This is a genomic window from Pseudoalteromonas piscicida, from assembly GCF_000238315.3.
Lineage (GTDB): Bacteria > Pseudomonadota > Gammaproteobacteria > Enterobacterales > Alteromonadaceae > Pseudoalteromonas > Pseudoalteromonas piscicida.
On the sequence record NZ_CP011925.1, the window covers coordinates 406723 to 432595 of the forward strand.

At 41.3% G+C, this 25873-nt stretch carries 28 protein-coding genes and 1 pseudogene; 16 read left to right on the forward strand and 13 right to left on the reverse strand.

Annotated elements, in window-relative coordinates; genetic code table 11:
* Positions 1-58 precede the first annotated feature (58 nt).
* Entirely contained in the window at positions 59-541 is a 483-nt protein-coding gene (locus tag PPIS_RS21340; RefSeq protein WP_010369905.1) for a DoxX family protein, read from the forward strand.
* A 71-nt stretch (positions 542-612) separates the two neighbouring features.
* On the opposite strand, the gene PPIS_RS21345 is transcribed toward PPIS_RS21340, so the two are convergent.
* Complete coding sequence (locus PPIS_RS21345; protein ID WP_010369900.1) at positions 613-1359, reverse strand: alpha/beta hydrolase; 747 nt, start codon at positions 1357-1359, stop codon at positions 613-615.
* A gap of 63 nt (positions 1360-1422) precedes the next feature.
* Positions 1423-4011 carry a M1 family metallopeptidase gene (locus tag PPIS_RS21350; RefSeq protein ID WP_010369898.1) on the reverse strand — a complete coding sequence of 863 codons (2589 nt, stop codon included), beginning with the start codon at positions 4009-4011 and terminating at the stop codon, positions 1423-1425.
* 497 nt (positions 4012-4508) lie between these two features.
* Here PPIS_RS21350 and PPIS_RS21355 point away from each other — a divergent pair, with 497 nt between their 5' ends.
* The 3 genes from PPIS_RS21355 (at position 4509) to PPIS_RS21365 (ending at position 7675) form a co-directional block, all read left to right on the forward strand.
* The gene (locus PPIS_RS21355; protein ID WP_010369893.1) at positions 4509-5411 is read left to right on the forward strand and encodes a LysR substrate-binding domain-containing protein; all 903 of its coding nucleotides are present in this window, start codon (positions 4509-4511) and stop codon (positions 5409-5411) included.
* A 168-nt stretch (positions 5412-5579) separates the two neighbouring features.
* Positions 5580-7286, forward strand: a complete 1707-nt coding sequence (locus PPIS_RS21360) for an alkaline phosphatase D family protein (protein ID WP_010369890.1) — start codon at positions 5580-5582, stop codon at positions 7284-7286.
* 152 nt (positions 7287-7438) lie between these two features.
* Positions 7439-7675 carry a hypothetical protein gene (locus PPIS_RS21365; RefSeq protein WP_010369889.1) on the forward strand — a complete coding sequence of 79 codons (237 nt, stop codon included), beginning with the start codon at positions 7439-7441 and terminating at the stop codon, positions 7673-7675.
* Positions 7676-7677: 2 nt separating this feature from the next.
* Here PPIS_RS21365 and PPIS_RS21370 read toward each other — a convergent pair whose 3' ends face one another.
* Positions 7678-8118 carry an MgtC/SapB family protein gene (locus tag PPIS_RS21370; RefSeq protein ID WP_010369887.1) on the reverse strand — a complete coding sequence of 147 codons (441 nt, stop codon included), beginning with the start codon at positions 8116-8118 and terminating at the stop codon, positions 7678-7680.
* A 102-nt stretch (positions 8119-8220) separates the two neighbouring features.
* Between PPIS_RS21370 and PPIS_RS21375 the strand changes: the two genes are divergently transcribed.
* A complete protein-coding gene (locus PPIS_RS21375; protein ID WP_010369885.1) occupies positions 8221-8379 on the forward strand; it encodes a YqaE/Pmp3 family membrane protein in 159 nt (52 codons plus the stop codon).
* 45 nt (positions 8380-8424) lie between these two features.
* Here the strand turns inward: PPIS_RS21375 and PPIS_RS21380 are convergent, their stop codons facing one another.
* The gene (locus PPIS_RS21380; RefSeq protein ID WP_010369883.1) at positions 8425-9030 is read right to left on the reverse strand and encodes a LysE family translocator; all 606 of its coding nucleotides are present in this window, start codon (positions 9028-9030) and stop codon (positions 8425-8427) included.
* A 316-nt stretch (positions 9031-9346) separates the two neighbouring features.
* On the opposite strand from PPIS_RS21380, the gene PPIS_RS21385 reads away from it, so the two are divergent.
* Together PPIS_RS21385 and PPIS_RS21390 are read left to right on the forward strand one after the other, a co-directional pair.
* Complete coding sequence (locus PPIS_RS21385; RefSeq protein WP_249031270.1) at positions 9347-10678, forward strand: YncE family protein; 1332 nt, start codon at positions 9347-9349, stop codon at positions 10676-10678.
* Between the two features lie 100 nt (positions 10679-10778).
* Complete coding sequence (locus PPIS_RS21390; RefSeq protein WP_010369877.1) at positions 10779-11231, forward strand: GNAT family N-acetyltransferase; 453 nt, start codon at positions 10779-10781, stop codon at positions 11229-11231.
* 12 nt (positions 11232-11243) lie between these two features.
* Here PPIS_RS21390 and corA read toward each other — a convergent pair whose 3' ends face one another.
* The 4 genes from corA to PPIS_RS21410 form a co-directional block, all read right to left on the reverse strand.
* The gene (gene corA, locus PPIS_RS21395) at positions 11244-12200 is read right to left on the reverse strand and encodes a magnesium/cobalt transporter CorA (protein WP_010369875.1); all 957 of its coding nucleotides are present in this window, start codon (positions 12198-12200) and stop codon (positions 11244-11246) included.
* An 85-nt stretch (positions 12201-12285) separates the two neighbouring features.
* Complete coding sequence (locus PPIS_RS21400; RefSeq protein WP_010369873.1) at positions 12286-12777, reverse strand: GNAT family N-acetyltransferase; 492 nt, start codon at positions 12775-12777, stop codon at positions 12286-12288.
* Positions 12774-13397, reverse strand: coding sequence for a TetR/AcrR family transcriptional regulator (locus tag PPIS_RS21405; protein ID WP_010369870.1), 624 nt, complete (start codon positions 13395-13397; stop codon positions 12774-12776). Before PPIS_RS21405 ends, PPIS_RS21400 begins: the two co-directional genes overlap by 4 nt.
* 3 nt (positions 13398-13400) lie before the next feature.
* Entirely contained in the window at positions 13401-14261 is an 861-nt protein-coding gene (locus PPIS_RS21410) for an alpha/beta fold hydrolase (RefSeq protein WP_010369867.1), read from the reverse strand.
* Between the two features lie 390 nt (positions 14262-14651).
* On the opposite strand from PPIS_RS21410, the gene PPIS_RS21415 reads away from it, so the two are divergent.
* The 6 genes and pseudogenes from PPIS_RS21415 to PPIS_RS21440 all read left to right on the forward strand — a co-directional run bounded on the left by PPIS_RS21415 (position 14652) and on the right by PPIS_RS21440 (position 19819).
* A complete protein-coding gene (locus tag PPIS_RS21415; RefSeq protein WP_010369864.1) occupies positions 14652-15527 on the forward strand; it encodes a helix-turn-helix domain-containing protein in 876 nt (291 codons plus the stop codon).
* Positions 15528-15799: 272 nt separating this feature from the next.
* Positions 15800-16072: pseudogene (locus tag PPIS_RS21420) on the forward strand (helix-turn-helix domain-containing protein); the annotation flags it as partial.
* A 177-nt stretch (positions 16073-16249) separates the two neighbouring features.
* Positions 16250-16870: a hypothetical protein gene (locus tag PPIS_RS21425; protein ID WP_010369860.1), complete on the forward strand. Its 621-nt coding sequence runs from the start codon at positions 16250-16252 to the stop codon at positions 16868-16870.
* Between the two features lie 255 nt (positions 16871-17125).
* Complete coding sequence (locus PPIS_RS21430) at positions 17126-17989, forward strand: helix-turn-helix domain-containing protein (RefSeq protein ID WP_010369857.1); 864 nt, start codon at positions 17126-17128, stop codon at positions 17987-17989.
* A gap of 44 nt (positions 17990-18033) precedes the next feature.
* On the forward strand, positions 18034-18897 hold the full coding sequence (locus tag PPIS_RS21435; RefSeq protein WP_010369854.1) for a helix-turn-helix domain-containing protein: 864 nt from the start codon (positions 18034-18036) through the stop codon (positions 18895-18897).
* Between the two features lie 40 nt (positions 18898-18937).
* The gene (locus tag PPIS_RS21440; RefSeq protein ID WP_010369851.1) at positions 18938-19819 is read left to right on the forward strand and encodes a helix-turn-helix domain-containing protein; all 882 of its coding nucleotides are present in this window, start codon (positions 18938-18940) and stop codon (positions 19817-19819) included.
* 71 nt (positions 19820-19890) lie between these two features.
* On the opposite strand, the gene PPIS_RS21445 is transcribed toward PPIS_RS21440, so the two are convergent.
* Together PPIS_RS21445 and PPIS_RS25215 are read right to left on the reverse strand one after the other, a co-directional pair.
* Positions 19891-20478 carry a Fic/DOC family protein gene (locus PPIS_RS21445; RefSeq protein ID WP_010369848.1) on the reverse strand — a complete coding sequence of 196 codons (588 nt, stop codon included), beginning with the start codon at positions 20476-20478 and terminating at the stop codon, positions 19891-19893.
* On the reverse strand, positions 20468-20623 hold the full coding sequence (locus tag PPIS_RS25215; RefSeq protein ID WP_019647296.1) for a hypothetical protein: 156 nt from the start codon (positions 20621-20623) through the stop codon (positions 20468-20470). Before PPIS_RS25215 ends, PPIS_RS21445 begins: the two co-directional genes overlap by 11 nt.
* A 212-nt stretch (positions 20624-20835) precedes the next feature.
* On the opposite strand from PPIS_RS25215, the gene PPIS_RS21450 reads away from it, so the two are divergent.
* The gene (locus tag PPIS_RS21450; protein ID WP_010369845.1) at positions 20836-21336 is read left to right on the forward strand and encodes a DUF7000 family protein; all 501 of its coding nucleotides are present in this window, start codon (positions 20836-20838) and stop codon (positions 21334-21336) included.
* A gap of 146 nt (positions 21337-21482) precedes the next feature.
* Here the strand turns inward: PPIS_RS21450 and PPIS_RS21455 are convergent, their stop codons facing one another.
* Both PPIS_RS21455 and PPIS_RS21460 read right to left on the reverse strand, forming a co-directional pair.
* The gene (locus tag PPIS_RS21455) at positions 21483-21716 is read right to left on the reverse strand and encodes a hypothetical protein (protein WP_010369844.1); all 234 of its coding nucleotides are present in this window, start codon (positions 21714-21716) and stop codon (positions 21483-21485) included.
* Between the two features lie 88 nt (positions 21717-21804).
* Complete coding sequence (locus PPIS_RS21460; protein ID WP_010369842.1) at positions 21805-22704, reverse strand: LysR family transcriptional regulator; 900 nt, start codon at positions 22702-22704, stop codon at positions 21805-21807.
* A 110-nt stretch (positions 22705-22814) separates the two neighbouring features.
* Here PPIS_RS21460 and PPIS_RS21465 point away from each other — a divergent pair, with 110 nt between their 5' ends.
* Entirely contained in the window at positions 22815-23678 is an 864-nt protein-coding gene (locus tag PPIS_RS21465) for a type 1 glutamine amidotransferase domain-containing protein (RefSeq protein WP_010369840.1), read from the forward strand.
* Between the two features lie 10 nt (positions 23679-23688).
* Complete coding sequence (locus tag PPIS_RS21470) at positions 23689-24843, forward strand: iron-containing alcohol dehydrogenase (RefSeq protein WP_010369839.1); 1155 nt, start codon at positions 23689-23691, stop codon at positions 24841-24843.
* Positions 24844-24912: 69 nt separating this feature from the next.
* Here the strand turns inward: PPIS_RS21470 and PPIS_RS21475 are convergent, their stop codons facing one another.
* Complete coding sequence (locus PPIS_RS21475; RefSeq protein ID WP_010369837.1) at positions 24913-25788, reverse strand: CHAP domain-containing protein; 876 nt, start codon at positions 25786-25788, stop codon at positions 24913-24915.
* Positions 25789-25873: the final 85 nt, after the last annotated feature.

Consider the following 25873-nt stretch of genomic DNA (forward strand, 5'->3'; position numbering starts at 1 on the left):
TTGGATAATCTTGGTGGCTTTTTAGCCGCTAACAATGTTTAGGGATAAGGCATAAACCATGGTTACACCAATCATCATTATTCTGTTACTTTGCAGCCCGTTATTACTCGGTATTATCTATTCAAAGGTAAGAGGCGTACAGGTAGAGACAACAACGCTTGCTTGTTGGGGTCTCGGTATCGCATTTATGTTCTTTTTTATTGGCCATATCGTAAAAGCACAGGGAATGGTAGAAATGTTACCTAGTTGGGTGCCGTATAGGCTTCCTTTAGTGTACTTCACTGGTGTCATCGAACTCGTAGTAGCGATTCTGTTATTTATACCTAAATATCAATTGCCTACAGCGAAAGCGGCTATTGCCATTTTTATCCTGTTTTTTCCTGCAAATGTGTATGCCGCGCTCAACAGCGTTGGCCTGGGAGGACATCAGTGGGGGCCAGTTTACTTGCTAATTAGAGCACCACTGCAAATCATATTGATTGCTTGGGCATATTTTATGTGTGTAAAACCGCTATCAATGCCAGTGGCTGAAATTAAATAAAGCTCGGCTTAAATAGAACATATAAACAAAAAGAGGAGTGAAATTTCCTCATTTCTCTCTGTGTTTTGCGACTATTGGTCTTTTACTTTTTCATTCCCTAGGCAAGGTTTTCCAGCTAAATGATCAGCCAAAATTTGTGCTATTTTGTCTGTTAGCCAGCTCGGACCTTCGTCAGTCATGTCGTTGTGTTTTGCATTCGCTATCGTGACAACACAACCCTGATATTTTTGCTTTTCTGCACGACTTGGCAATACTCCTTTGTCCGCTGGAAAGTCACTTGCTCGTATCGACAATACCTTTACATCAAGGCTTCTCGGTAATGGCACTCTGCGATGATCTAGCGTGATGATTTGGTTTACAAATATAGCGCCGTGATTGATTAACCATGCTGAAATGTCACCGCCATTAGAATGGCCAATTAAAAGGGCATGCTCAAAATCAAAGGTGGTGAACTTTGGCTTAAAGTAATCGTGAATAAACACTAGCGTATCAGCGCCCCGTTGCCAGTTTTCTGCGCGTGTTTCATATAAGTTCCCTTCGACGGAAAGAGGAGGATCAGTTGCAAGCTCATGGCCTACAGTAATAACCAAATATCCTGCTTGGTTTAGCGTCTTGACTAAGAATTGATATTCGGTATGTGAGACTCCATAACCGGCGCTTAGCAGTGCAACGGGACAACGCGCTGTAGTTGAGCAGTTATCGGTATTGGATGGTTGATGAATTTCTACAGGAATTGCTCTATCACGAGCGGGATCAATCACGGTTTCAGCGGCCAAGGTGAATGGTAGACATAGCAATAATAAAAATGAACGTAACATATTTATCCTAAAAAATAGTGGCGCCCAGCAAAAGCCAAAAGCGCCACAACTGGTTGGAGTCTTTTACAGATTATTCAAAAATTGGTTAACTGAAGCCAGCTCTCTTTGCTTTTGCATAATGCAGGTATTTGTTGCCAATTCCAGTTGCTTAAGTGATTTACTTAAGCCTTCTATCTCGTTTTGCATTGGCCCAAAAAACTGCTGCGCTTGTTTTAGCGCATCTGCGTCACAGTACGAAAATAGGTAAAAAGGTAGCTGTGGCTTGGCAAAAGGAGGGAAGCGTTCCTTTAAGCGCTCAAAGTGCTGATAAAACCACTTTTGATAAAGCGCTTTTCGCTCATCGCCTTTACCATTCCCGCTTAATATGTAATTAAAGTCGGAGGCAGTTACATGCTCGCTTAGGGCATAATCTAGTACTTGTTGTTGCAATTCTTGAGGACCAAAATAACCCATGGCAAGCAATAGATTAGTACGTTGAGTTGGGTTATTAGTAGTTTCAAAAACCTTTTTGTACGACTTCAACAGCTCAGCATCACCGTAGTAAGCGGCTATTTGCAGGAAACTTCTCGCCAAGTAGGGGTCAACTATATCAGGTGACGTTAAATATAAACTCGCTTGTTTTTTGGCATGCGTAATAATGGTTTGATGCTTGGTCTCGAAAGCCAGTGCTCTAACCAATGCTGCACGTATTTCCGATGTGGCAGCTGGTTCATTTGCATTTGCCTCAAGTCCATATCGAGAAAACGCAGGCTCAACATAAGTCGTAAAAAGCTTTTTCCAAAGTAGCTTATTTGAATCGTCTTCATACTGTTTATGTTGTGATAGTAATTGAGTAAGAGCGGCCTTTGCTACCTTGGGATGAGTGTCGTTAATAAACTCACTGAGCGTTAACATCAACGCGTTGGCGTTTATTTTTCCAGACTCCATCAGCGCGTCAACATTGCTTAGTAAGTCTAATCTCTCCCGCTCGTTTAGCTTGTTTGGGGCATGTGATATTAGGCTTGCGAGTTGAGACTCAGAAAGATCCCAGCGGTAATAACCTGTCGCATTGTCGTTTGGTAAGATCCACTCTGGCTCAAAGTCTAATTTAATCTGTTGTTTCTTGGAGTCTAGAAGTATTGTCTTAGTGGCCGTTTTGTCACCTTTACCATAGCGCAGTGTGATGGGGATATGCCAAGTTTGTGCTGCCGCTTCTTGCCCTTTTATTACAAAACGTTGTTGGGATAAGGTGGCATTCTGACCATCTAACTTAATCGTCAAAAGCGGAAATGAAGCTTGTGATACAAATGAGTCTAGCACTGTCGCAACATCTTTATTAGAGACTTTACCCAGCTCATTCCACAGATCTTTGGCTTCTGCATTCTTATGAGCAAATTTACGGATATAATTGCGCATGCCTTGCTTGAATACCGCTTCCCCAAGCCACTGCTCAACCATGTAAAGTACCGCGCTACCTTTGCTGTACGCAAGTCCCAAACCGTCTGTTACGTCAGACTCTGTAATAACCGGTTTGCGGATCGGTGAGGTAGTTGCTTGAGCGTCATAGGGCATGGCCCTGTGTTGAGATAAGGATAAATTTGTCTCTAGCTCAGGAAACAACTGTAATGTGATCTTTGCAGCCATCCAAGTGGCAAATGCTTCGTTTAACCACAGATCATTCCACCATTTCATCGTAACTAGATTACCATACCATTGGTGTGCAAGCTCATGAGCAATAACGTTTACATGCGAAGTTTGGGCTTGTCTTGTCGACGTTGCTGGATCGATAAGTAATATGTCTTCTCGGTAAGTCACAAGGCCTGCATTCTCCATTGCTCCGAACGGAAATTCAGGGACTGCGACTTGGTCTAGTTTTTTATAGACATAGGGTAAGTCAAAATAGTCTTCAAGTGCTTTGAGTATCTTTGGCGTGTTTTCGATGGAATAAGCGGCAAGATTTGATTTCTTTTGTGGGGTAATAATGTTACCTGGAACCGACATCCCTTTAACATCAAGTACTTCGAATGGACCAACGGACAAGGCAACTAAATAAGAAGGAAGGGGCGGCGTCTTGTCGAAGTAGTGGGTGGTCATGCCATTTGACTTTTTGGTCTCTAAAACAGGCGTGTTGGCGAATACTTTTTGATCGTCAGGGGCGGTAATAGTGAGTTGAAATGGAATTTTATACTCAGGTTCATCAAACGTTGGTATTGCTCTTCTTGCATCACTCATCTGAAACTGAGTAAATAAGTAAGGCACGCCATTGTCTATGGTTTTATAGAGACCGACGCTGTTGCGATTGTAAGGGGCGGTATAGTCAATAGTAAGCGTGTAGCGACCCGGTTGCAGTGTTTTTTCGCAACTCAATCTCACTTTACCGGTTTCGAGCATTTTATCTCTGAGCTCACACGACGCTTTTCCGACTAACTCAGCAGTGTTGATCGCATAGTCTAAACCGTTGAGCTCAATAAACTGAGTGGCTTTGAGCACCTCAAGTTTTATAGTCGTGTGTCCTGAAAAACGCTCCTTAGATGGATCTAAGTTAAATGTGACTGCTTGTTCTATCGGTTTAGCTACGGTGGCTAAACGATGAAGTTCAGCATTAGATTGGGCATCAACAGAAGCGCTAGTAGCTAGTAAAATAGCACTGCATATCAGAGATTTAGATAGCATAAAAATCCTTTGTCCATATTTGTTATTGTTGGTTTATATTGCTAATCAATGTGCTGTATGTTGTCACTAGGTGTGAACAAAACATAATGAGCGCAATGTTCCATTTACTTTAACAAAACTTGTTGCAAAAAGAGTGTGGATAAAGGTTTACTATCCGATCAATATTTAAAATGTTAATTAATATCAATGATTTGTAGCGGTGGGCTAGTCGACTTTTTGTGTAACAAAAATTGTAACAGGCTCCACCGTACTTGATTATGTTCCCACATATTGAAACTACTTATGTTTCACTGTGTGTTCTAACTTCAGATAGGCTCCGATTATATTTAACCAGTGTAATAACTGTGACTTTGGTTTTGGTTTGCAATAATTCATTGTTGCTCCTGTCGTCGTAGTGAGTAACCTGAGTTCAGGTTAAGTAATTTATGACTGTATCTTGGGTCAAAATATGGCAGGATACCAACGATAGTTAATTACAATTAATATAAGTTGAGCTTATGGATAAGAGGTTAAGGCACTTAAGTGCACTACGCTGTTTTGAGAGTGCAGCTCGGCTCCAAAGTTACACTCAAGCTGCACTCGAATTGAACATTACGCAAGCGGCAGTAAGTCAACAAATGCGCCAACTGGAAAATGCACTTGCAGTTAAGCTTTTTGTAAGAAAAGGCCGCAATATGCACTTAACTGAAGCCGGCGAAGTGTTGTTAATGTCTACTCAAAGTGCGTTTAAGCGCATTATTGGGGGATTAAATCAAATTCAAACCCAAGAATTGGCCGGTAGCTTGACTATCACGTCAACCCAGTCTTTTTGCTCTTTATGGCTAATGCCTAACCTAAGCTCGTTTTACGAGTCTCATGATGACATCCAAATTCGTGTGCTCGGCTCGAATCGCTTTGAAGATATTCGCTTAAACCATATTGATGTTGCGATCCGATTTTCTACCAAGCGAGAGTTAGCGTGCCCAGCCGGACTTGAGCAGTTATATCTCGGGGAAGATAGTAACTATCCTGTTTGCTCACCAAGCTATAAAGAAGCGCTGCATATTGAATCTCCGAGCGATTTAGCAAGATGCAATCTTATCCACCACGACGATGACAAAGTAAGCTGGGAGCAGTGGTTTGAGTCTCAGGGGATATGCGGCTCAAGTATTTGTGCCAAAGGCCCACACACTCGAGTCTCTTCTAATGATATGGCACTGAGTGCGGCGCTTAAAGGCCAAGGTGTGGCAATCGTCTCCAAAGAGCTATTTTTAGACTTTCAACAAGCTGGACTTATTGTGCAGCTTTTTGATATCCCTCACCCTGTGGTATGGCAACGCTATGTGTTATTTGATCCTTATTCACCAAAAAGAGCTCGGATCCAAGTATTTATTGATTGGCTTATTAACCACTTGCCATAAGGCCTAGTTGTGGCTCATTAATTGAGCTTCTTTCGTATTATTTCATGAATGCGGAAGTAAATGTGAACTTGAAATAAATATTAAACTAAAATTTAACATTGCCGAATTAGACTCCGTTCCCGCAAGGAAAACTAGCAAGGATGCCAACATTCAAATACCGAGGAAACGATGAAAACTTATACTCTCACGCCAGCCGTGTTGATGCTCATGAGCAGCGTCGCCAATGCAGAACCTGAAGTTCACTACGAGTCTTGTAAATCTACTTTTAACTATCTAGCCGCACAGTATCAAGGGACGACGGATAAAAATAATTCAGGTTCGCAGTGGTGCTATTTAAAACAAAGCATTGAAGGCGCAACATGGGGTCATGTCAGAACAGAAACCATCCCAGAATTCAAAACAGTAACCGGAAAAGCGTGTAAAACGCCATCGGAGTATCAGGGTGAAAAATTTTATGGCTGTACAACCCGAAATCACACCGCACCTTGGTGCTATATTGAAGAAGGCGGCTGGGAAGAATGCCAGCCAGAAGCGCCGCCAGCGCTTTTAGCTCACACTCAACCGCTACAAAGTAAGCGATTAGATAGAGTTGCACTTGGCTCATGTTTCAAAACCAAAGGAGATATGCCCGAAGCGCTCGCTAAACTAATTGGTCAACAACCGGACCTATTTCTTTGGTTAGGGGACAATATCTACGCAGATACCACCGATATGGCAGTGATGCGCCAGAAGTACGATGATAAAAAGAACAATAGTGAATATCGCAAGTTTTTAGAGGCTAAGATCCCAGTGATGGCGATTTGGGATGACCACGATTTTGGTTGGAACAATGAAGGCAAACATTATCCACAGAGAGTAAACGCACAGAAAGAATACTTACGCCACTTTGATGTTGATAAGGCTGACCCAAGACTAAACGGTCAAGCTGGTATTTACGAAGCCAAAATGCTGGGTGGCTCGGGCGAAACCACACATGTGATCACATTGGATGCCCGTTACTTCCGCTCTCCAACCTTTTCAAGTTACGGTGCGTGTGAAGGTGAAAGTAGCACCATATTGGGAGAGGCGCAGTGGCAATGGCTTGAGCAAGAGTTACAAAAACCATCAGAAATCAAGCTCATTGCAAGCGGCATTCAAGTACTGCCTCCGCTGCATCAAGGCAGAAGTAAAACTAACTACTGTGCTTATGGAGACGGCAAAACATTTAATGCTGCCATCGCGTCATTAGAAGAAACAAATATGTCTGGCACTAGTTATGAGTCTTGGGCTGAAATGCCAGCGCAAAGAGAGCGTTTGCTTAGGTTGGTACAGAAATCAGTGAACGAAGGTAAGACTAAGGCCGTTGTGTTTTTGTCTGGCGATCAGCATTGGGGAGAGCTTTTGCAAAAAACTATTCCAGCAAGCAGCGCGTATGGTCAAGCAGTTAATGTCTACGAAGTGACGGCATCGGGGTTTGGTCAAAACTGGCCTTATCATATCGAAAATCCATTAAGGTTACCGATTTACGCAGATGACAAAGGGGATGGCAATTTTGCCAAAGCATGTCAGTTACCGTTCAAATATGCAGGTGTAACCTACCAAGGTTGTATCACGCGAGACAACGATAAGCCTTGGTGTTATACCCAAGTGGATGATAACCAAAAAGGCATCGAAGGTGAGTGGGGTAACTGTGCGCCAGCAGGTGCCAGTATTCCAACCGGACGAGTTGGTGCAATAAGCAAAGACATCGCAAAGTTAACAACATCTAACCGCCATTTGATTAATAAATCGGGCAGTAACTACGGCTTGATAGATATAGATTGGCAAAATCGTGAACTGAAAATGTCTATTGAAACGGCAAACGAGGAAGCGGTTTCAACTATTATCAAGTTTTGATGTTTCGTTATTAGCTGAGCTTAGTGCTCAGCTAATAAGATAGTAACTCTTTGTAAACTATCGAAATAAAATGTATATTGCGTGCAATCTAGGAAGAAAGCAGGTAAACTGCACTTCGGATAGTACCTCAGGCAAATTAAAAGGACATTAATTTGAAATTTGTTATTTCACTTTTACCCGCACTTTTTTTGACTAAATTAGTTTTTTATCTTACTGATTTTGAATATTTTTTATTCGAAGATCCCTTTGACTTCGGTAAATTGCTTATCGATATCAGCGTTTTTGGATTCTTTTATTTTATCGCTATTTTAGCTTACGAGTACTTCTTTGGTGAAAAGTTAGAGCTCAAGCGCCAAGTCTCAAGCAAAAGAACGAAAGGTTCAACGTAAGTCTATTGAGAGCTCGAAGGTTTTTTATAAGGCTCTAGTAAGCGAAACACCAAAAACCCAACCGCGCTTAATACAATTGCGATTTCATATCGTTGGTATGCGCTTGAGATCCCTATTGCCCCGGTTAACCAAATACCTGCAGCGGTTGCTGTACCATGTGTGGAATTATCATTTTTCACAATAGAGCCGCCACCAATAAAGCCAATTCCAGTAATGACACCGTACATTACTCTTGCTTGTGCTTCATGTGATTCAAAGACGTCCATACTTGTTAAAATAAAAGCACAACAGGAAATAGCGACTAATGGGAACGTTCTAAGCCCCGCGCTATCGGAACTACTTTCTCTATTAATAGCCAAAGGTAATGTAAGTAAAAACGCAAAAATAATTTGGTAAAAGTGATACCAAATGAGTGCTAAATCAAGATTAATCCAATCTGGCATTTTTTATCTCCTATACTGTTATTGGGTTAATGCAAAAGGCATTCCTTTGAATTGGCATAACCCATGCAGAATGAAAGCGTCTATAACTTTTAGGAGAGAACAATGGATTTATTGAGGATCATCATTGCAATTCTGCTTCCACCACTTGGTGTATTCTTACAAGTCGGTCTTGGCGGGGCTTTTTGGTTAAATATTTTGCTTACATTGTTGGGTTATATACCAGGAATTGTGCATGCAGTGTGGGTGATTGCCCGTCGGTAAAAAGCGGACAACAAGTAACAATAACACGGTAATCTTTGCAGGGGATTATCCTGCAAAGATCTCCAGCACAATTGGCATTACTGAAAGCACAAGTAATGTAGCCATCACAAAATTAAACCATCTAAGGCTTTGCTCATTTTTTAATACATGTTTCAGCGACGAACCAAACACCAACCAGATCCCAACACAAGGAAATGACACCAACAGAAAGACAATGGTGATCATCAAATTTTGACTCATAAAGTCTGCGCCAGCGGAGGTATAAGTTGAAATAGCACCTATTGCTACAATCCATGCTTTTGCGTTTACCCACTGAAATAGCGCGCCTTTTAAAAACGAAAAAGGTTGAGGGTTTGAGTCTGCATCAGTTGTGGGTGAAGATATCGCGACAAGGTAAGCAAGATATAGAAGATAAATGACGCCAATGCACTTTAAAATAAAGTGCAAACTAGGAAATAGCTCAAATAGCCGCGCAAAACCTAAGCCGACCAGCAAAAGCATAACCGAAAAGCCAACACAAATACCGCTTAACAGCGGAATGCTCCTCTTTAAGCCAAAATTAACACCAGACGTCATTACCATAATATTGTTTGGCCCTGGCGTTACGGAAGACGCAATAGCAAATAAAGTGATAGCAACCAAATAGTCCATTAAGTAGTCCTTTTTATATAGCCGGAGTGTTACATCAAGGCATTTGTTATTTAACCTGAGGTTTGGATAAGGAATGTTCCAACTCATTGCTGCTAGAAAGGCATTAATTATCCGCAGCTCAGGTTATTTAGAGTGTGGCTTTTGTCTGGTAATGCCAATTGGATTTCATACTTCACTATTGGGTTTGTGTGTAAAATAGTCAATAGGTGATTAGTCGAGGTGTTGTTTTTAAATTTGTTATAAGATAACATATTTAAAGTTATGGTATAACATAAATAAAAATAGGATCTCTCTCATGGTATTAAAAGGTAAACTTTTGGCAGTTGCCATTTCCGCAATTCTTCTTTCTGCATGTGGTGGAACTGAACACACAATCGTAAAAGTAGACCCGCCAGCGCAAGATAATGGCAATGATAACGATGGTCATGATGATCACGATCATGGAGATACTATAGCAGACGTAAATGGTCGCCTGTTAGTCACTAGCGCTGAAAGTAACGTTGTGAATGTGTACTCAACGGCGGATAAATCGCTTCTCGACTCAATTGGTGTTACCCACTATCCAAAATATGTATATAGCTCTGAAAATCACCGCTTTGCTGTCTTGGTACAACGTGACCAAGGTTTAGTAGAATTTATTGATGGTGGTTTATATGAAGAGGAGCATGGCGACCATCACCATACTCATGAAGAGGCGCCTGCACTTGCTTCGTTCCATTTAGAATCAGTGAAGCCAACACACGTTACAGTGGGTGAGTCGGGTATTGCTGTATTCTCTGATGGCGACAAAGACAGCCAACAGAATGCCAGTGCTGCAATGTTTAGTGAAGCGCATATTAGCGGCGAGCAAAGCGAAGTTGCTGCATTACATTACGACACTTACATGCACGGTGCGGCGCAAGCTAGAGGCGAATTTCTAATTAGCACGATCAGAGACCCTCAAACTGAAACTTCTCTACCCTCGCAAATTGGTTTGTATCATGCGCATGGTGACCATTTTCATCAAGAGCAGGTATTTAACGTAAGCTGTCCTGCACTTCACGGCAGCGCACAAAATGAAGAAGCAGTGGCATTTGGTTGCGGTGACGGTGTTGCGCTTATCACTCAGCAAGGCGAAAGCTTTAGTGCAGTAAAACTAGCCAATCCAGATTACTTTGCTGACGGACAGCGAATTGGCACCCTTAAAGGCCACCATGATACAGAGCAGTTTATTGCATCAGCAGGTAATGATGTGCTGATGGTTGACCCAGAGCATGGCCATATCGAGAAGCTTGAATGGCAAGTAAGTGATAACTATCGCATTGCTAGTTTTGGATTTAGCTTTGCGGGTGAGCATGTTGTGGTGATGGATACTGCAGGTAAACTCAGCATTTTTGCCGGTCATGAGCATGATGGCGAGCACCATTTTGAAGCCGCAGGTGAAGTACAAGTAAGTGATGCTGATTTAACTACGATGCCAGAAGGTCATGGCTTCCAAATTACATTTTCTCATTCAGAGCAAGCGGTATATGTGAGCGATCCAATTGCAAAACAAATCAAAAAGTTTGATTTAGAAGAAGCCAAACTAGTAGACACGTTTGAACTAGATTACGTACCAGAAAAACTAGTATGGCTTGGTATTGCAGCAGAGGAGTCTCACGACCATTAATACTTAGCTAACTCATGTAGTCCCTGACAATTTTTAACACTGTAGATAGTGGCTTTGCCACCTTAGTTAAGCTAAGGTGGCTTTTTTTAAGGAAAAAAATATGAAAATTAGAGCAGCCACCATCAACGACTTAACCACACTTCTAGACTTAGAACAGCAAGTGATCGAAGCGGAGCGTCCGTATAACGCAGCAATCAAATCGCAAGACGCCAAATACTATGATCTCGAAAAATTACTCACGGGTTCGAATTCTTTATTGGTTGTTGGAGAAGTGTCAGAGCAAATAGTGGCAACAGGATATGTGCAGATAAGGGCGTCTAAACAGCAGCTACAGCACACGCAGCATGGTTATCTTGGGTTTATGTATGTAACACCGGAGCATCGTGGTAAAGGTTTAAATCAAGAGATCATGGAGCACTTAATCGCTTGGTGTAAAACCCAAAACGTCAACGACTTTTACCTTGATGTATACAGTGGTAACGCCGCAGCAATTCGTGCTTATGAAAAAGCGGGATTTACACCTTGCCTGCTGGAAATGAAGCTACACCGCTAGATTAACCAAAAATCACAGCCAACCTTTGTGTTTAAAGAATAAATAAGGAGCAAAACCAGAGAGCAGCATAATAGCAATGGCAAAAGGATAGCCCCAAGCCCAGTTTAGCTCTGGCATATTATTAAAATTCATTCCATACACACTGGCAACCACTGTGGGTGGCAAAAATACGACAGAGGCAATGGAGAAGGTTTTAATAATTTGGTTTTGTTCGATATTGATAAAACCCTGCGTAGAATCCATCAAAAAATTCACTTTATCGAAGAGAAAGGCGCAGTGCGACATTAGCGTTTCGATATCTCGTGTGACTTCCCGTAGCGTTTCTCGCTCCTCAGATTGCACCCCCACATGACGCATTAAAAACGAGATATTGCGCTGCGTATCCATCAAACACAAGCGCACTTTACCGTTGGCATCTTCTAGCCTTGAAATACGACTAACGGCTTCTTCTAGATCTGAGTCTTCTTCCTCAAGCACATAGGCACTGAGCTTTTCAAGCTGGTGGTGCATATCCTCAAGCATATCCGCATGGTTTTCGACTTTTTGGTCGAACAAAGTCACTAACAGCTGTTTTGGGTTATCGCACGCCACTTGCCCTTTACGCGCACGCAGTCGCAGCAACCTAAAATCCGCAAGCTCGTCATCACGAATGGTTAACAAGCAGTTCTTTTGTAATAAGCAGGCCACGGTTACCGTATTAAAACGCCCGTCATTGGGAGACATAAACAAAGCGTGTACATGCAGACCTTCGCTGTCGATAAAACAGCGCGAAGAGGCTTCGATTTCCTCTACGTCATCCGCACCAGGAAGGGTAATATTTAGCGTGTTTGCCAGAGTAACTCGCTCCTCCTCAGTGGGATTAATAGTATATATCCAATGGGCGTTTTTGATTGCTATTTCAATCGGGGTGTCGGTGCTTGGTTCCATTTCGGAAATTACACCGTGTTCAATCGAAAAAAACCTCAGCATCTTATTACTCTACACGACGACTCTTTGGCAAAGTATAAGAGTGAATGTATTAATCAACAATGACAATCCAAGGATTATCCGCAGATTATTCAGCTTGATAGGTGTAGATATTACGCGCCGCAACCGAGCTATTCATGATTGTTGTGTAATTAGCAATCAATTTAAAGCCATGGTGCTGAAATAAATGATTCACTGCTAAGGCATCTACTCGACAACGAGTGTGGATAGGTTGGCGAGTAGCGGCTAAGGTGTCTTGCAGTAATTGCTTGCCAATTCCTTTGCCGCGAATATTCGCATCAACCATAAAGTTCGAAATATATAGGCCTGACGTAAGATCAAAGCGCGCCTTATCTTTAAAATGCGCGATTGGCACTAGCGACAAACTGCCTATAAGTTGCTTTGTTGAGTCATCAAAAATAACACGTACTTCGCCTTCTTCGATTTCCTTTTCCATAAGTAAGCGAATGGCTGCTTGGTCTATTTCTTCATTACGTGGCGGCGCTGAAAAGGTCGCGATGTATAGCTCAGTAAGCTGCTCAACAATATCGCGGGTTGGGGTAGAGATTATTTCAATCATGCAGATACGCTCCGTGTTTTTGGATCAGCTTGGTAACTTTCAAGTAAGTGCTCAATATTACGTTTAAACAACTCGCTGGCATGTTCTGTTAGTACCGTATTTTTCGCTATCGCATGGCCTAGATACAAGTTGTATAGCTCATACGCCGCGCACTGCGCATCAAGCTCAGGATGAAAAATACCGCTTTCTATCCCTTGCACAATTTTATGCTTAATATAGCTAAATAATCGGTTATGTTGCTCGGTAACTTTGGTATGAATAGGACTGTCTGTATGGCAATTAAACTCAACCAACGCTTTGATAAACGGACAAGTTGAATGTGGCTCATTAAATAGTTCACGAGTCCAGTCGGCCCAAATAGAAAAGAGCATTTTGAGTTGTACTAGGGGGTCATGGTGTCGTGCCGGTGCGACGACATGCAGCATAAATTGATCTTCACAGTAATCGAGGATCGCCAACTGCATATCTTCTTTACTGTCAAAATGCGAGATAAGCCCGCTGCGAGACAAGCCACAAAGCTTTGCCATAGAACCAATAGTGACTTCTATCAAGCCATATTGGCTACTAAAGCGCATACCTTGCTCTAAAATGGTTTGTCTCGTTCTCTCGCCTTTATTCATCACTTATGCAGTTATTCTTTGAGTAATACGTTGAATAACGCCAGTATCGCCTAAAATGCGGCGATGTCCAAGGCCTGAGGTTTGGATTAAACGCTCAGGAGTGGCAGCGATAAGCGACGCTACGTGTTCAAATGGCGCAAATCGGTCCTCGGTATCGTGAATAAATGTCGGCTCAAACTTAAGTACACCGTCGTGGAATCTATCTCGGATCAAATGCCAATGCGTGCCATACCTTGTGGTGATAGCACCTAACACTTGGTGCAGCATTTTTTCAGAAATGCCCGCTCGCGCAACGCGCTCAAACATCAGCTCAAAAAACTGCACGGGAGTTGCAACATTAATAACCACGCGATTTTCTAGGCGATAATCCGGTAAGTTCATCAGCGCCACAGCACCCATAGAATGCCCTACCAAAGCCACAATATCATGGCGATCGGCTTCTAGCTTCTCAATCAGGGTATCCAGTGCTTCAACAAAAGCCAGCAAATGGGCTTGCTTGCCATGAGATTGTCCATGACCAACATGATCAATCGCCACCACACAAAACCCTGCCGCAACGAGTTCAGGGATCAAATTATCAAAGCAACTACTGTTATCGGCCCAACCATGACTTAATACGACGGTCTTCGGGCCAAGGCCAAACACGTTTACATGAACGCGACCAAGTGAGGTAAGAATATTGAACTCACCATTGGGTTTTTTATTTTTAAACTGATACTGACGCTTACCATGCGGACTCATCAGTAGTACCTGGCCTAACCTCGCAGTAATAGGTGGCGCAAGCGTGCACATAAGCCCTGTGACACCCCGACTTATCTTGGTAATAAGTGAGCCGTCTTTGTCGTTAAAGTAGCTGAATTTCATCCTGACCTCTAAAAAAGAACACTTGTACTTTTATTAAAATAGAACAACTGTACTTTTTTGTAAAGCATAACAATCACCTTTTAATATTGCAGCTGGTTTACCCTGCGATACACCTCCTCGTAGGAGCTGGTTTACCCAGCGATCTTTTTAAAACGCTGGCTGCGGATTACTCACGGCTATGAGGGGCATACCCTCAATAAGGTTTGTCTTTAAAGAGCGGTTAAACGTGAAAAACGATGGAAATGTTTCAAATTACGTAAAGTTGGTGAAGTATTGAGTGTTTTATTGTTTTTTCATTGCAATTTATCGAGAGAAGCTTGTCTTTATATTTAACTAAATGTAATGTTTGGGTTAATTTCAAGGGAGCTAACGTAAAACAATGGTGGACAGATGCAAACACCAGAGGAATATGAGGTAAGCCAGCGGATAGGCAGGTTAATACTTGGGTTAAAGCGTACCAGAGGTATGACCCGAGAAGATGTCTGTAAACGTTTAGGTATAGGCTCGCGCACGTTAGACAATTACTTAAACGGAGTGAGCTCATTTAAACTTGGGACATTGTTAAAGTTTGCGGATCTTTGCAAGGTAAAGCTGGCTGATATTTTGGATGATACCGACGCGCTGAAGCGCTTGTATCCTGAGAATATTAAAGACAAAGGCAATATCTTTTTGCTATTTACGGGCTATTTTGTCGGCGTTATGGTGCTTGAATTTACCTTATTTGCTTTTCTTATTTTGTTATCGTTTTATGCGCGTAATGACAAGAATAGTCAGAGCATTGTTGCAATTTTTATATTTGCTTTTTCGTTAGAAATCGTTGTTGCATACTGGTTGAATTATGTCGTCTTCCCAGCTATTGAAAGCTATTACATTGAAAATATCTATGCTTTTGCAACTCAACTGTTACTGAGTTTACTGCTGGCGCTAATGATCAAATACAGAATGTTTTTAGGTGCGTGGTTTACCAAAGGGAATTCAGCCAGCATTTTTGAGAAGAACCAAGTAGATGCGCCGCTTTATGCACTCGCATGTACGTTAGCTTTGATTGATTTTGCCGCATTGATGGAAAACTTTATCCGTAACCTAGAGCGTTTAGGTATAGATGAAGAAGTTGCCAAACCATTTTGGGAACTGACCTTTATTTATGATTACTTTGCTTATATTAAGGCCGTGCCTTATCTGCTCTGTATGTTTGTTTTATACGCAGGAATAACAGCGCGCCGTAAGCAGGTTTTAAATAAAGCAAATGCTGCACTTACACAATAATGTGAAGATTTTCACATAAAAATAGAGAAGTTTGTGTGTTTTTTAATTATTGATTTTAATGGTCTGCAAAACAACAAATAAGCAGGTTTAGCGAGGGTTGCTTGAATCAATTGATACCAAAAATTCAAATATAATGATAAATTTGTTTCTGTTTTGGGTTGTTTTGCGAGTGTGCACCTAAAAATAGTACTGTCATCTACTTGTCTTTATATTTAACTGGATGTAAACTTTTGGTTAACTAGGTTGGGGTGATTGAGAGATATGGTGGGGCGATGCAGACGCCAGAAGAATACGAGGTAAGCCAACGTATCGGCCGATTGATACTAGGGCTAAAGCGCAAAAAAGGGATGACCCGAGAAGAGGTTAACCGGCGTTTAGGTGTGGGTGACAGGACCCTTGATAACTATTTAAATGGCTCTAGCTCCTTTAAGCTTGGGACATTGCTTCGGTTTGCTGAAATCTGTAAAGTAAAGTTATCAGATATTTTAGAAGATACAGATAAGCTCTCTGGCCTGTATGGAGAAAAACATGAGGAAAAGAACAATGAAGGCTGCACAGAAAAAGCCAATAAAAATAGCCCTTAGTCGTTCATTGTGTAAACAGATTTTCGGAGGTATTGGTACTTCAAAAGGAGAGACTCCTAGGGGTGTAGAGGCAGAAGCTACTAAATCTGACTCCTAGATGATGTTTAAGTGAAGCCAGTAATTAGAGAGTAAGTATATATGAAAAGTTTATTTAGGTTAGCTCTACTAACCAGTTTGGTAGCAATGGCTTTAGTTATGACTATGAGCGCTACTGTTATCGAGTTGGTTATGTCCTTGATGTTGATAATACTGGTTTGTTTTTCACGAGAGGATGATAACAGTCAATTATTAACATTGTGCTTTGCAATCGTTTTTATTTTATCGTACGGGGTTGTATACACACTAGAAAACTTTATATACCCAGCGGTGACAGGAGGCTTTATGCAGAATACGTTTGCTTTCGGAAGTCAATTGTCGCTTAGCATATTGCTCCTGTTTTTCTTAAGACATAGAATGACGATTGCAGTTTTGTTAACAAGAGGTAAGTCCCCGACAGTTTTTGAAAAAAATTATGCGGAAGGACCGCTGTATCTCTTAGTTATTATCGCTGCACTAGTAGATTTTTTTGCTCTAATGGAAAATTTTATTCGTAATTTGGATCATTTAGGGGTTCCTGAAGAAACTGCAAAGATTTTTTGGGAGTTTACTTTCTTCTACGATTACTTTGAGTACTTGAAAGCCATTCCTATGCTCCTATGTGTCATGATGTTGTATGTCGGTTTAGTAGTTAGAACTAAAAGGCAACCAACTCAAAGTTAACTAAATCCTTTATAAACGCAGTATCTAATATCTCTTAGATATTGCGTCCAAATTTTATATTCAACTCCTGCCACAATTAGAGAGAATACAAGTGCTTTATTCTTCTAACTAAGTATAGTTTATATACTTCTCTTACTTATTTGAAATTTGTGCCACTTATACATCAATCGACCTGAACATTTACTTGTCTTTATATTAAACAAAATGTAATGTTTGAGTTAATTTTGTGGTTTGGTTAAAGGGAAGTGTAGGGCGATGCAAACGCCAGAAGAGTACGAAGTAAGCCAGCGCATAGGATTACTAATAAAGGGCCTTAAGCATAAACGCGGGATGTCGCGAGAAGATATATGTCGCCACCTCGGGATTGGCATGCGAACGCTAGACAACTACCTCAATGGTGTTAGCTCTTTTAAGCTTGGTACGTTAATGAAGTTTGCCGATCTCTGCAGAGTCAAGCTTGCCGATATTTTAGATGATACCGAAGCGCTCTCACGACTGTACCCTGACAATATGAAGGACAAGGGCAGTATTCTAACATTGCTTTTCGGCTTAGGTACAACCGCTATGCTGTTCGAGTCGGTTTTCTTACTTTTATTAATTGGACTGCTTTGCTATTCATATAAGGACAAAAACAGTCAATGCATGGTCGCAATTTTTGTCACTGTTTATATGTTAACGAATGTAGCTAACTACTGGCTGCATTTTGTTCTTTTTCCCGTGGTTACTAATGTCTTCTATCAAAATATTTATGCTTTCTCAACTAACTTGTCTTTAAGTTTACTTTTATTCATTTTACTTAAATATAGAATGAAATTTGCTGTATTTATCACGCGAGGCAGGTCTGAAGATGTCTTTGAGAAAAACCCTATCGAGGCACCTCTGTGCTTCCTAGCAATGATGATAGCGCTCATTGATTTTTGCGCATTGATAGAAAATTTTATTCGCAACTTAGAGCATATCGGTATGGATGAAGATTTCGCTAAAACATTCTGGGAATTAACTTTCTTTTATGATTATTACGAATACATTAAAGCCCCGCCGATCTTACTCAGTTTAGTACTCCTCTATGCAGGAATACTCGCACGGAAAAGAAATACGCAGCAGCCCCAAAGCGCGTAGTAATAAGTTGATAAGAAAATCACGGAATAAGGAGATGGTGGGCGATGCAAACGCCAGAAGAGTACGAAGTAAGCCAGCGTATAGGGCTATTAATAAAGGGTCTTAAGCATAAACGCGGGATGTCACGAGAAGATATATGCCGCCACCTCGGGATTGGCATGCGAACGCTAGACAACTACCTCAATGGCGTTAGCTCTTTTAAGCTTGGTACGTTAATGAAGTTTGCTGACCTCTGCAGAGTCAAGCTTGCCGATATTTTAGATGATACCGAAGCACTCTCACGACTATATCCGGACAATATGAAGGACAAAGGGAGTATTCTAGCCTTGCTAATGACTACGGTAGTAAGTGCTACAGTTTTTGAGCCGATCACCTGTATTTTACTTTTTGTCTTAGTTTATTTATGTAAAGAAGATCAAAATAGCTTATCGCTAACTTTGATTTTTGCTGTTGTGCTTTCACTAGATGCAGTAATTGTATTTTACTTAAAAAATATTGTTTTTCCGGTGGTTGAAAGCTATTACATCGAGAATATTTATGCCTACGGTGGTCAGTTAATCTCAAGCCTACTGCTGTTATTTCTGCTCAAGTATCGAATGTCACTTTCAGTTTTTTTCACACGTGGTAAATCAGCCTCGGTATTCGAGAAAAATTACGCGGAAGGGCCATTATATTTCTTAGCTATAACGTTAGTGTTTATAGACTTCTTTGCATTGATGGAAAACTTTCTTCGTAATTTAGAGCGCCTAGGCGTGGATGAGGAAGCTGCTAAAATATTCTGGGAAGTTACGTTCTTTTTTGACCACTTTGCGTATCTAAAAGCTTTTCCGACACTATTGTGCATCACTCTGTTGTATATTGGATTGCTCGCACGTAAGAAGAGCCACCAGCAGCTATCACACTTTTAATAACAATAATTAATTATTAGATTCAGGAAATGGTAGGTCGATGCAAACGCCAGAAGAGTACGAAGTAAGCCAGCGCATAGGGCTATTGATAAAGGGCCTCAAGCATAAACGCGGGATGTCACGAGAAGATATATGCCGCCACCTCGGGATTGGCATGCGAACGCTAGACAACTATCTCAATGGTGTTAGTTCCTTCAAGCTTGGTACGTTAATGAAGTTTGCTGACTTATGTAGAGTCAAACTCGCTGATATTTTAGATGATACCGAAGCGCTCTCACGACTGTATCCAGACAATATGAAGGACAAAGGCAGTATTCTTACGCTAATCTTGGGATCGGCTTTTGGCGTAATTATTTTTGAATCTACTTTATTTATCTTATTATTGGTTTTGTTCTTTTACTCTTACAAAGACAAAAATAGTCAGCTGTTGACGCTTTGCTTTGTAGTAGTATTTTTGTGTTCAACGGTAGCTGTTTATGCGCTGGTAAATGTTATTTTCCCAATTCTTGATAGTGGATATCATAAGAATATCTGTGCGTTCACCATTCAATTTTCGCTCAGCCTTTTATTACTCTTTTTGCTAAAACATCGGATGGCTTTTGCGGTGTTGCTTACCCGAGGAAGAAGTGCCTCTGTGTTTGAAAAAAACTATGCGGAGGGGCCATTACATTTCTTAGTTTTGACCTTAGTAGCGTTAATAGATTTTTTTGCGTTAATGGAGAACTTTCTGCGCAATCTGGAGCATTTAGGTATAAACGAAGAAACCGCAAAGATGTTCTGGGAAGTAACCTTCTTTTATGACTATTTTGCTTACTTGAAATCAGTGCCTATGTTGCTGTGTGTCGCGGTACTTTATATCGGGTTTATAGCTCGAAGAAATGCTCCGCTACAAGTTGGGTATCTTGAGTCAGCACCAAAATAGGGCTGTTAACATATCGTGCTGTATGTGGATTAGCACTCGCTACAATTCAGGCATTAAACGTATGGGGTAAGCTATCTCGTCGCGAGTGTTAGGATGGTGTTTAGTGGATTTAAATTACCGTAATAGCCATCTATATTTGCTTGAACCCATTCATCTTTTGATATGTCTGGCCAATTGACAGAAAAGCCTAAGAAAAATAGTAGCTCTTCAAAGAAAAAACGTTGAGTTCTACCATTGCCCTCTCTAAAGGGATGAATAATATTTAATTCACAGTAGATATCCGCAAGCTGGGCTAAGATTTCTGGTTTAGCTGCGTTTATATCCAATGTTTCAATTTGCTGGAACTGCTTTTGTACTTCAACATTGATTCGTGAACAAGTACAAAACCGAGTTTCTCCTTTGGAAATGTCAACAGTTCTAATCTCACCAGCCCAATCATATACATCTTGAAATAAATACCAGTGGAGATGTCGTAAATGATTTAAACTAAATTGGTAGAGGGATTTGATTTTAGAAGAGTATTTACTATATCTAAAGGCGGTAAACGCTAGCTCAGCTTCCGCTAACTCATTTGCATCTGTAATATTAAGCTTATTAACTAGTACGTCAGATTTTGGATAACAATAACTATCCTGAGCAACGCCGTATTTATCTCGCATATTTTGCTTTTAAATCAGCAATTGATTTGCTCACGCTCTCTTTTTTAAAGCTTAGACCTTCGTATTTAGCGCTTATTTCAAAGTTGCTCATTTTAGGTATAAATGTTTGAACATTTTTTGCTTTTTTCACCGAAGTAATAGCCATAAATACACCTCTTGTTTGACTTCTTAAGTATAACTTAGCACTATAGTTATGCCAATAGTTCAAAACAGCCCGCTTCTTTTACTTACACCATAGCTTGGCGTATATGAAGCACCATTCGACATTTGACAATTAATGATGACTTAGGCTCTTTGCAAAGCTAGCTTCCTGTGTGGGTCACTTTGTCTATGTGCCTAAAAAACTCAGAGGACAACATGTCTAATAAAAGTCTTAGTGCTCGAATTCTTGCCTATAAAATGGCATTTGCAAGTGGCGAACTGCAGAGAACCTATAAGGATCTCGTCTCTATTGTTCAAAGTCTCAGAGCTGAATTCAGTAAGCAGTATAAAGGCCAGTTTACAGTCGCAAACGTGTTACACGGATATATTGACTTTACATACTTTTATCTACAAAACGATTACCTTAAAAAGCACAAACTTAAATTGGCAGTGGTGTTGAACCATCAAGAGGTGCGATTCGAACTTTGGCTCCTTGGGCAAACAAAAGATGTTCAGATTGATTATTGGACAAAGTTACAGGGGGTTAGGTGGGTGAATCGAGATGTAATGCCTGAGTGGTCAATCTTTGAAATTTTAATGCTTGCTGACCCTGATTTCGACAATGTAAAAGCGCTATCTGAGCGGATCCACGGTGTGTTTGCAGAACTGTCTGAGGAGATATTTGCTACATTGAAGGCCTATCAGCAGCACACATAATATTATGATTTTTCGCAGGTTATCTGCGCCGTAAAGCTTAAGTTGCTAATTTCTTTTCAAACTTTAACTCTATTTCTAGCGAAAAAAAGAGTGCTAGTAGTAGCACTCTTGTCAATGCAAAACTCAACAGCAATAACCTTTAGTTGCTAGTCCATGCTTGGGGCACTGGAGTACACCAACTCAATTAGGTTATTCATCGTTCTTGATTTTTGCATATAAGCTTTTTCCATATGGGCAAGCTCTTGTAGTTCAAATAAGGTCGTTTCTACGAGTGCCAGCCATTTTTCTGTGGTGTCTGGTACCGCTTCACTTTGCTTTGTTGCTTTTTTTAGTGCGTCGTAATAAATAGTTAAGTCACGATATTGGCTTTGATAGTCCATTGTTGTTCCAACCCGTCTCTTTTAATTTACAGCAAAGTAACAGGAATTCTCAGCAGAAATCTGCGGAAAATAATTTTTTTACAACTTTTTAATTCGAAAGATAATTAATATTAGCAAAGGCGGAGATCACATCTTTCGCAAAAGCAATGCGAGGGTGTTTTAACGCGCCCTTTTTCCATACCAAATAGATGTTGTTTTCAGGGCCTACGGGGCCAAGTTGGATCAGTTCACCTGCTTTTATGAGATCTCGGCAGAGATAATCGGGGAGGACGGAGTAACCTATTCCAGAGCGAATAATGTTAGCAATTGCTCTAATGTCTGGACAAATAGCGATGACGTTAGAGTTGCAGCTCGCATTAAATACACGGTCAAAGTATTGTCTTACTAAAGGTAAGTCTTGATCGTACGTGACGACGTTATAGCTTGAGAGTAAGTCGGCGGTAATATCGCTGTCTTGAATTTCTCGGCCCTCTAAACGGTTCATCACTAGCCACAATTGCTCTTTGTCTAGAACGAGATAGTCAAAGGTTGTGGGATCTGGCGCAGAGGCGGCAATGGCGATGTCTGCGGTGTCGTTTATTAGTGCGTCGAAAATGTTAATTTTATTGCCAATATGAAGGACCACGTTAATGTTGCCCGCTTGCAATAAGTTGGCGATTTGTGGACCGGAGACAAAGCTTAAATACTCCGCGGGGCCAGCAATATTTAGTGTGCCAAACACCGCATTGGAGCGCGCTCTAATTGAGGTGATCTTCTGCTCTAAAATATCAATATGACCAGACACCTGCAGCGCTAAGTCATGTGCTGTTGGCGTTGGCTTTACACCTCGTGCTTGACGTTCAAACAAGGCTTTTCCTACTACCGCTTCCATGGTTTGAATATGTGCAGTGACAGCTGGCTGCGACATCCCCAAGTTGGCCGCTGCCTTGGTGATATTTTTGCAGCGGTATACTTCCACAAAGGTTTTTAGTTGGGTGAGATGAGACATAAAACACTCGAGCCATAAATATTCTGATTGCTCCTACCAATTTATCCGAATTCTCCTGTATCCGCAAATCGCCTAAACTTGTCGATATTGAACTGGTATGAGGAGCCGGGATGAAAAAGGGTATAGTGAATACGTTGGGCTGGGTGTCATCGTTATTGGGTGCAGCACTTACGCTTAGCGCTCATGCAAGTGAAGGTGAGGTGTTAGTGTTACTTTCGAGCGAAACCTCGATGGAACTTGCCAGTGGTGAGACAATAGAAACAGGTTATTATCTCAATGAGTTTGGGATCCCAGCAAAGGCATTGGTGGATGCTGGATATAAACTGGTATTAGCAACACCAAAAGGCAATGCCCCTGCTGTTGATCAAAAATCAGTGACGGTTGATTACTTTGGCGGTGATGAGACTAAATTACAAAGCATCAAAAAATTTATTGCTAACCTGCCAGATATTAATGATACCGCAAGTTTTAGCGAGATCCTTGCTGCGGGGTTAGACGAATTTGATGCGGTATTTATTCCAGGCGGACACGCACCGTTAATTGATTTGGCGAATAATCCGCAGGTGGGTGAAATTTTGCGCCATTTTAACCGTGAGAATAAACCAACAGCCGCGATTTGCCATGGCCCGATTACGTTGCTTTCGGCACAAAGTGAACCAAAAGCGTATTATAAGAGTTTAACAACACCGTCACCTGTTCAAGCGAAAAACTGGATTTATGACGGATATCAAATGACGATATTTTCGAACCCAGAAGAACAAGTATTTGAAAGCACGTTAAATGGCGAAAAGCTCAACTTTTACCCAGCAGCAGCTATGTCTCAGGCTGGAGGAAAAATGCAGTTTGCAAATGCATGGCAGCCAAAAGTGGTTGTTGATAGAGAGCTAATTACAGGGCAAAACCCGTTTTCAGACACATTACTAGCAGAAAAGCTGCTAGAAATGTTAGCGAAAGAACCGAATATTAAACAGTAAGGAATTGAACATGCTTAATTTTGTATTTAAAAATCAAACCGAAATTCTTTTTGGTAAAGGCCAAATGAGTGAAATCACCTCACGTTTACCAGAGGCTGCAAAGGTGCTGCTACTGTACGGCGGTGGTTCGATTAAAAACAATGGCGTATACGACCAAGCCATGAGCGCATTGACAGGTGTTGAGGTTGTGGAATTTGGTGGCGTGGAGCCAAACCCAACATACGAAACGCTAATGCAAGCGGTCGCGACGGCAAAGCAAAATGATGTGAACTTTATTCTTGCGGTTGGTGGCGGCAGTGTGATTGACGGCGCAAAGTTTGTGGCGGCAGCTTTTAATTTTGACGGTGAGCCTTGGGACATTTTGGTAAAAGGCGCAAGCTTTAGCAACCCATTGCCGATTGGTGCTGTGCTTACTTTACCTGCGACTGGCTCTGAGAGTAACGGCAACTCAGTGGTTACTAAAAAGGCAACCTCGCAAAAGCGTGCGTTTTCGTCACCAACAGTGCAGCCGCAGTTTGCGGTACTTGACCCAGAATACACCTATTCACTGCCGCCTCGCCAAGTGAGTAATGGGGTAGTGGATGCGTTTGTTCACGTGATTGAGCAGTATTTAACGTATCCAGTAAATGCGCCACTGCAAGACAGATTCGCAGAAGGTATTTTACAAACGCTTATCAGCGAAGGGCCAAAGGCGTTAAGCGAGCCTAACAATTATGATGTAAGGGCAAACGTGATGTGGTCTGCAACTATGGCGCTAAATGGCCTTATTGGTCAAGGCGTACCACAGGATTGGTCAACGCATATGATTGGTCACGAGCTAACGGCATTGTATAACCTTGACCACGCGCAAACGCTTGCGATTGTATTGCCTGCTGTGATGTATGTGCAACGAGACAAAAAAGCCGAGAAAATCAAGCAACTTGGTGAGCGTGTATTTGGTATTACAGTCGCAGACGAAGCACAGCAAATTGACCAAACGATAAAAGCAGTTCAAGACTTTTTTGAGTCGATGGCGGTGCAAACACGTTTAGCTGATTACCAATTAGACGAAAAAGCAGTACAAGAAGTTATCGCTAATCTAGAAAAGAACGGCATGACGGCATTAGGTGAGCACGGCGATATTGATTTAGCGAAGGCGAAAGAGATTTTAATGCTGGCGTTGTAATGTAGATATATCAAAAAAGAGCTGATTGATTATAGTCAGCTCTTTTTAATATCAATAGGTGTTATTTAGCTACTCAACAGTGATATCTTGATGTCCGACTTCTGTCCAAGAGTTGTCAATCCACCTGATCTTCGCTACAACACGAAATTGTCCTGGTTGATTGAAATAGGCAACTGCGCGAGCGCTCCTAGAAATTTCCCCTCCCGATAGCGCATAATTATTGTCACTTAACTCAGACAATGTATAAATAGCATCTGATGAACGGTTTGAAGAGTCATACTTCTTCATATTAAACAAAAAGTTACCATTTGCGTCATGTACTGCCAAAGCGATATGCCTAAAATGGTACGGGGTACTATTCGTTATGTTCTTAACTTTAAATTGGGCGTCAAAGTTTGGTCTAGATATTGTTGCATCAGGATCGGCTGCTATTCTGTGTCCGCTCACCCAAAAGTCTTGTACTCGCATACCTAGCAGATAATTATTAAAAAAACTGCGATTACGCACTATGCCATTAGGATACTGATTATTCGACTCGCAGTTTTGTTCTTGCACTGTGAGATTGTTACCATCAATATTTGCCACCCAAGCAACATGTCCGTAATCTCCATTACGACTATCTCTGATAGCAACACTGTTTAATGCGGGCTCTCTTCTGTAAATATAGCCTGATGATTTATTGATGGCCTTATAAGAGTCGACATCCCAACGATATGCATGTCTGGGGTAATCGTTTAATTGTAATGAGTGACCCCATACATCTTTTGCTTTTTTCCAAGCGAACCAAGTGCAATTTCCTTCTACTTCATCTGCAGATGTACAACAAGGAAAAGGGTTATTAATAGAGGTTTGTCCACCGCAGTAGTCAACTGCTTGTGATTGCGATGCAAAAAATCCGATTGAGGCTAACAAGATTGATTGCTTTAAATTCCGACTTTTTTTCATAGCTGTTATTCCTTCGGTTTGAATTGAACGAGAAATATCATGACATATCACACTCTCGCAGAGCGTGGAATTGTGTGTCCGAGCA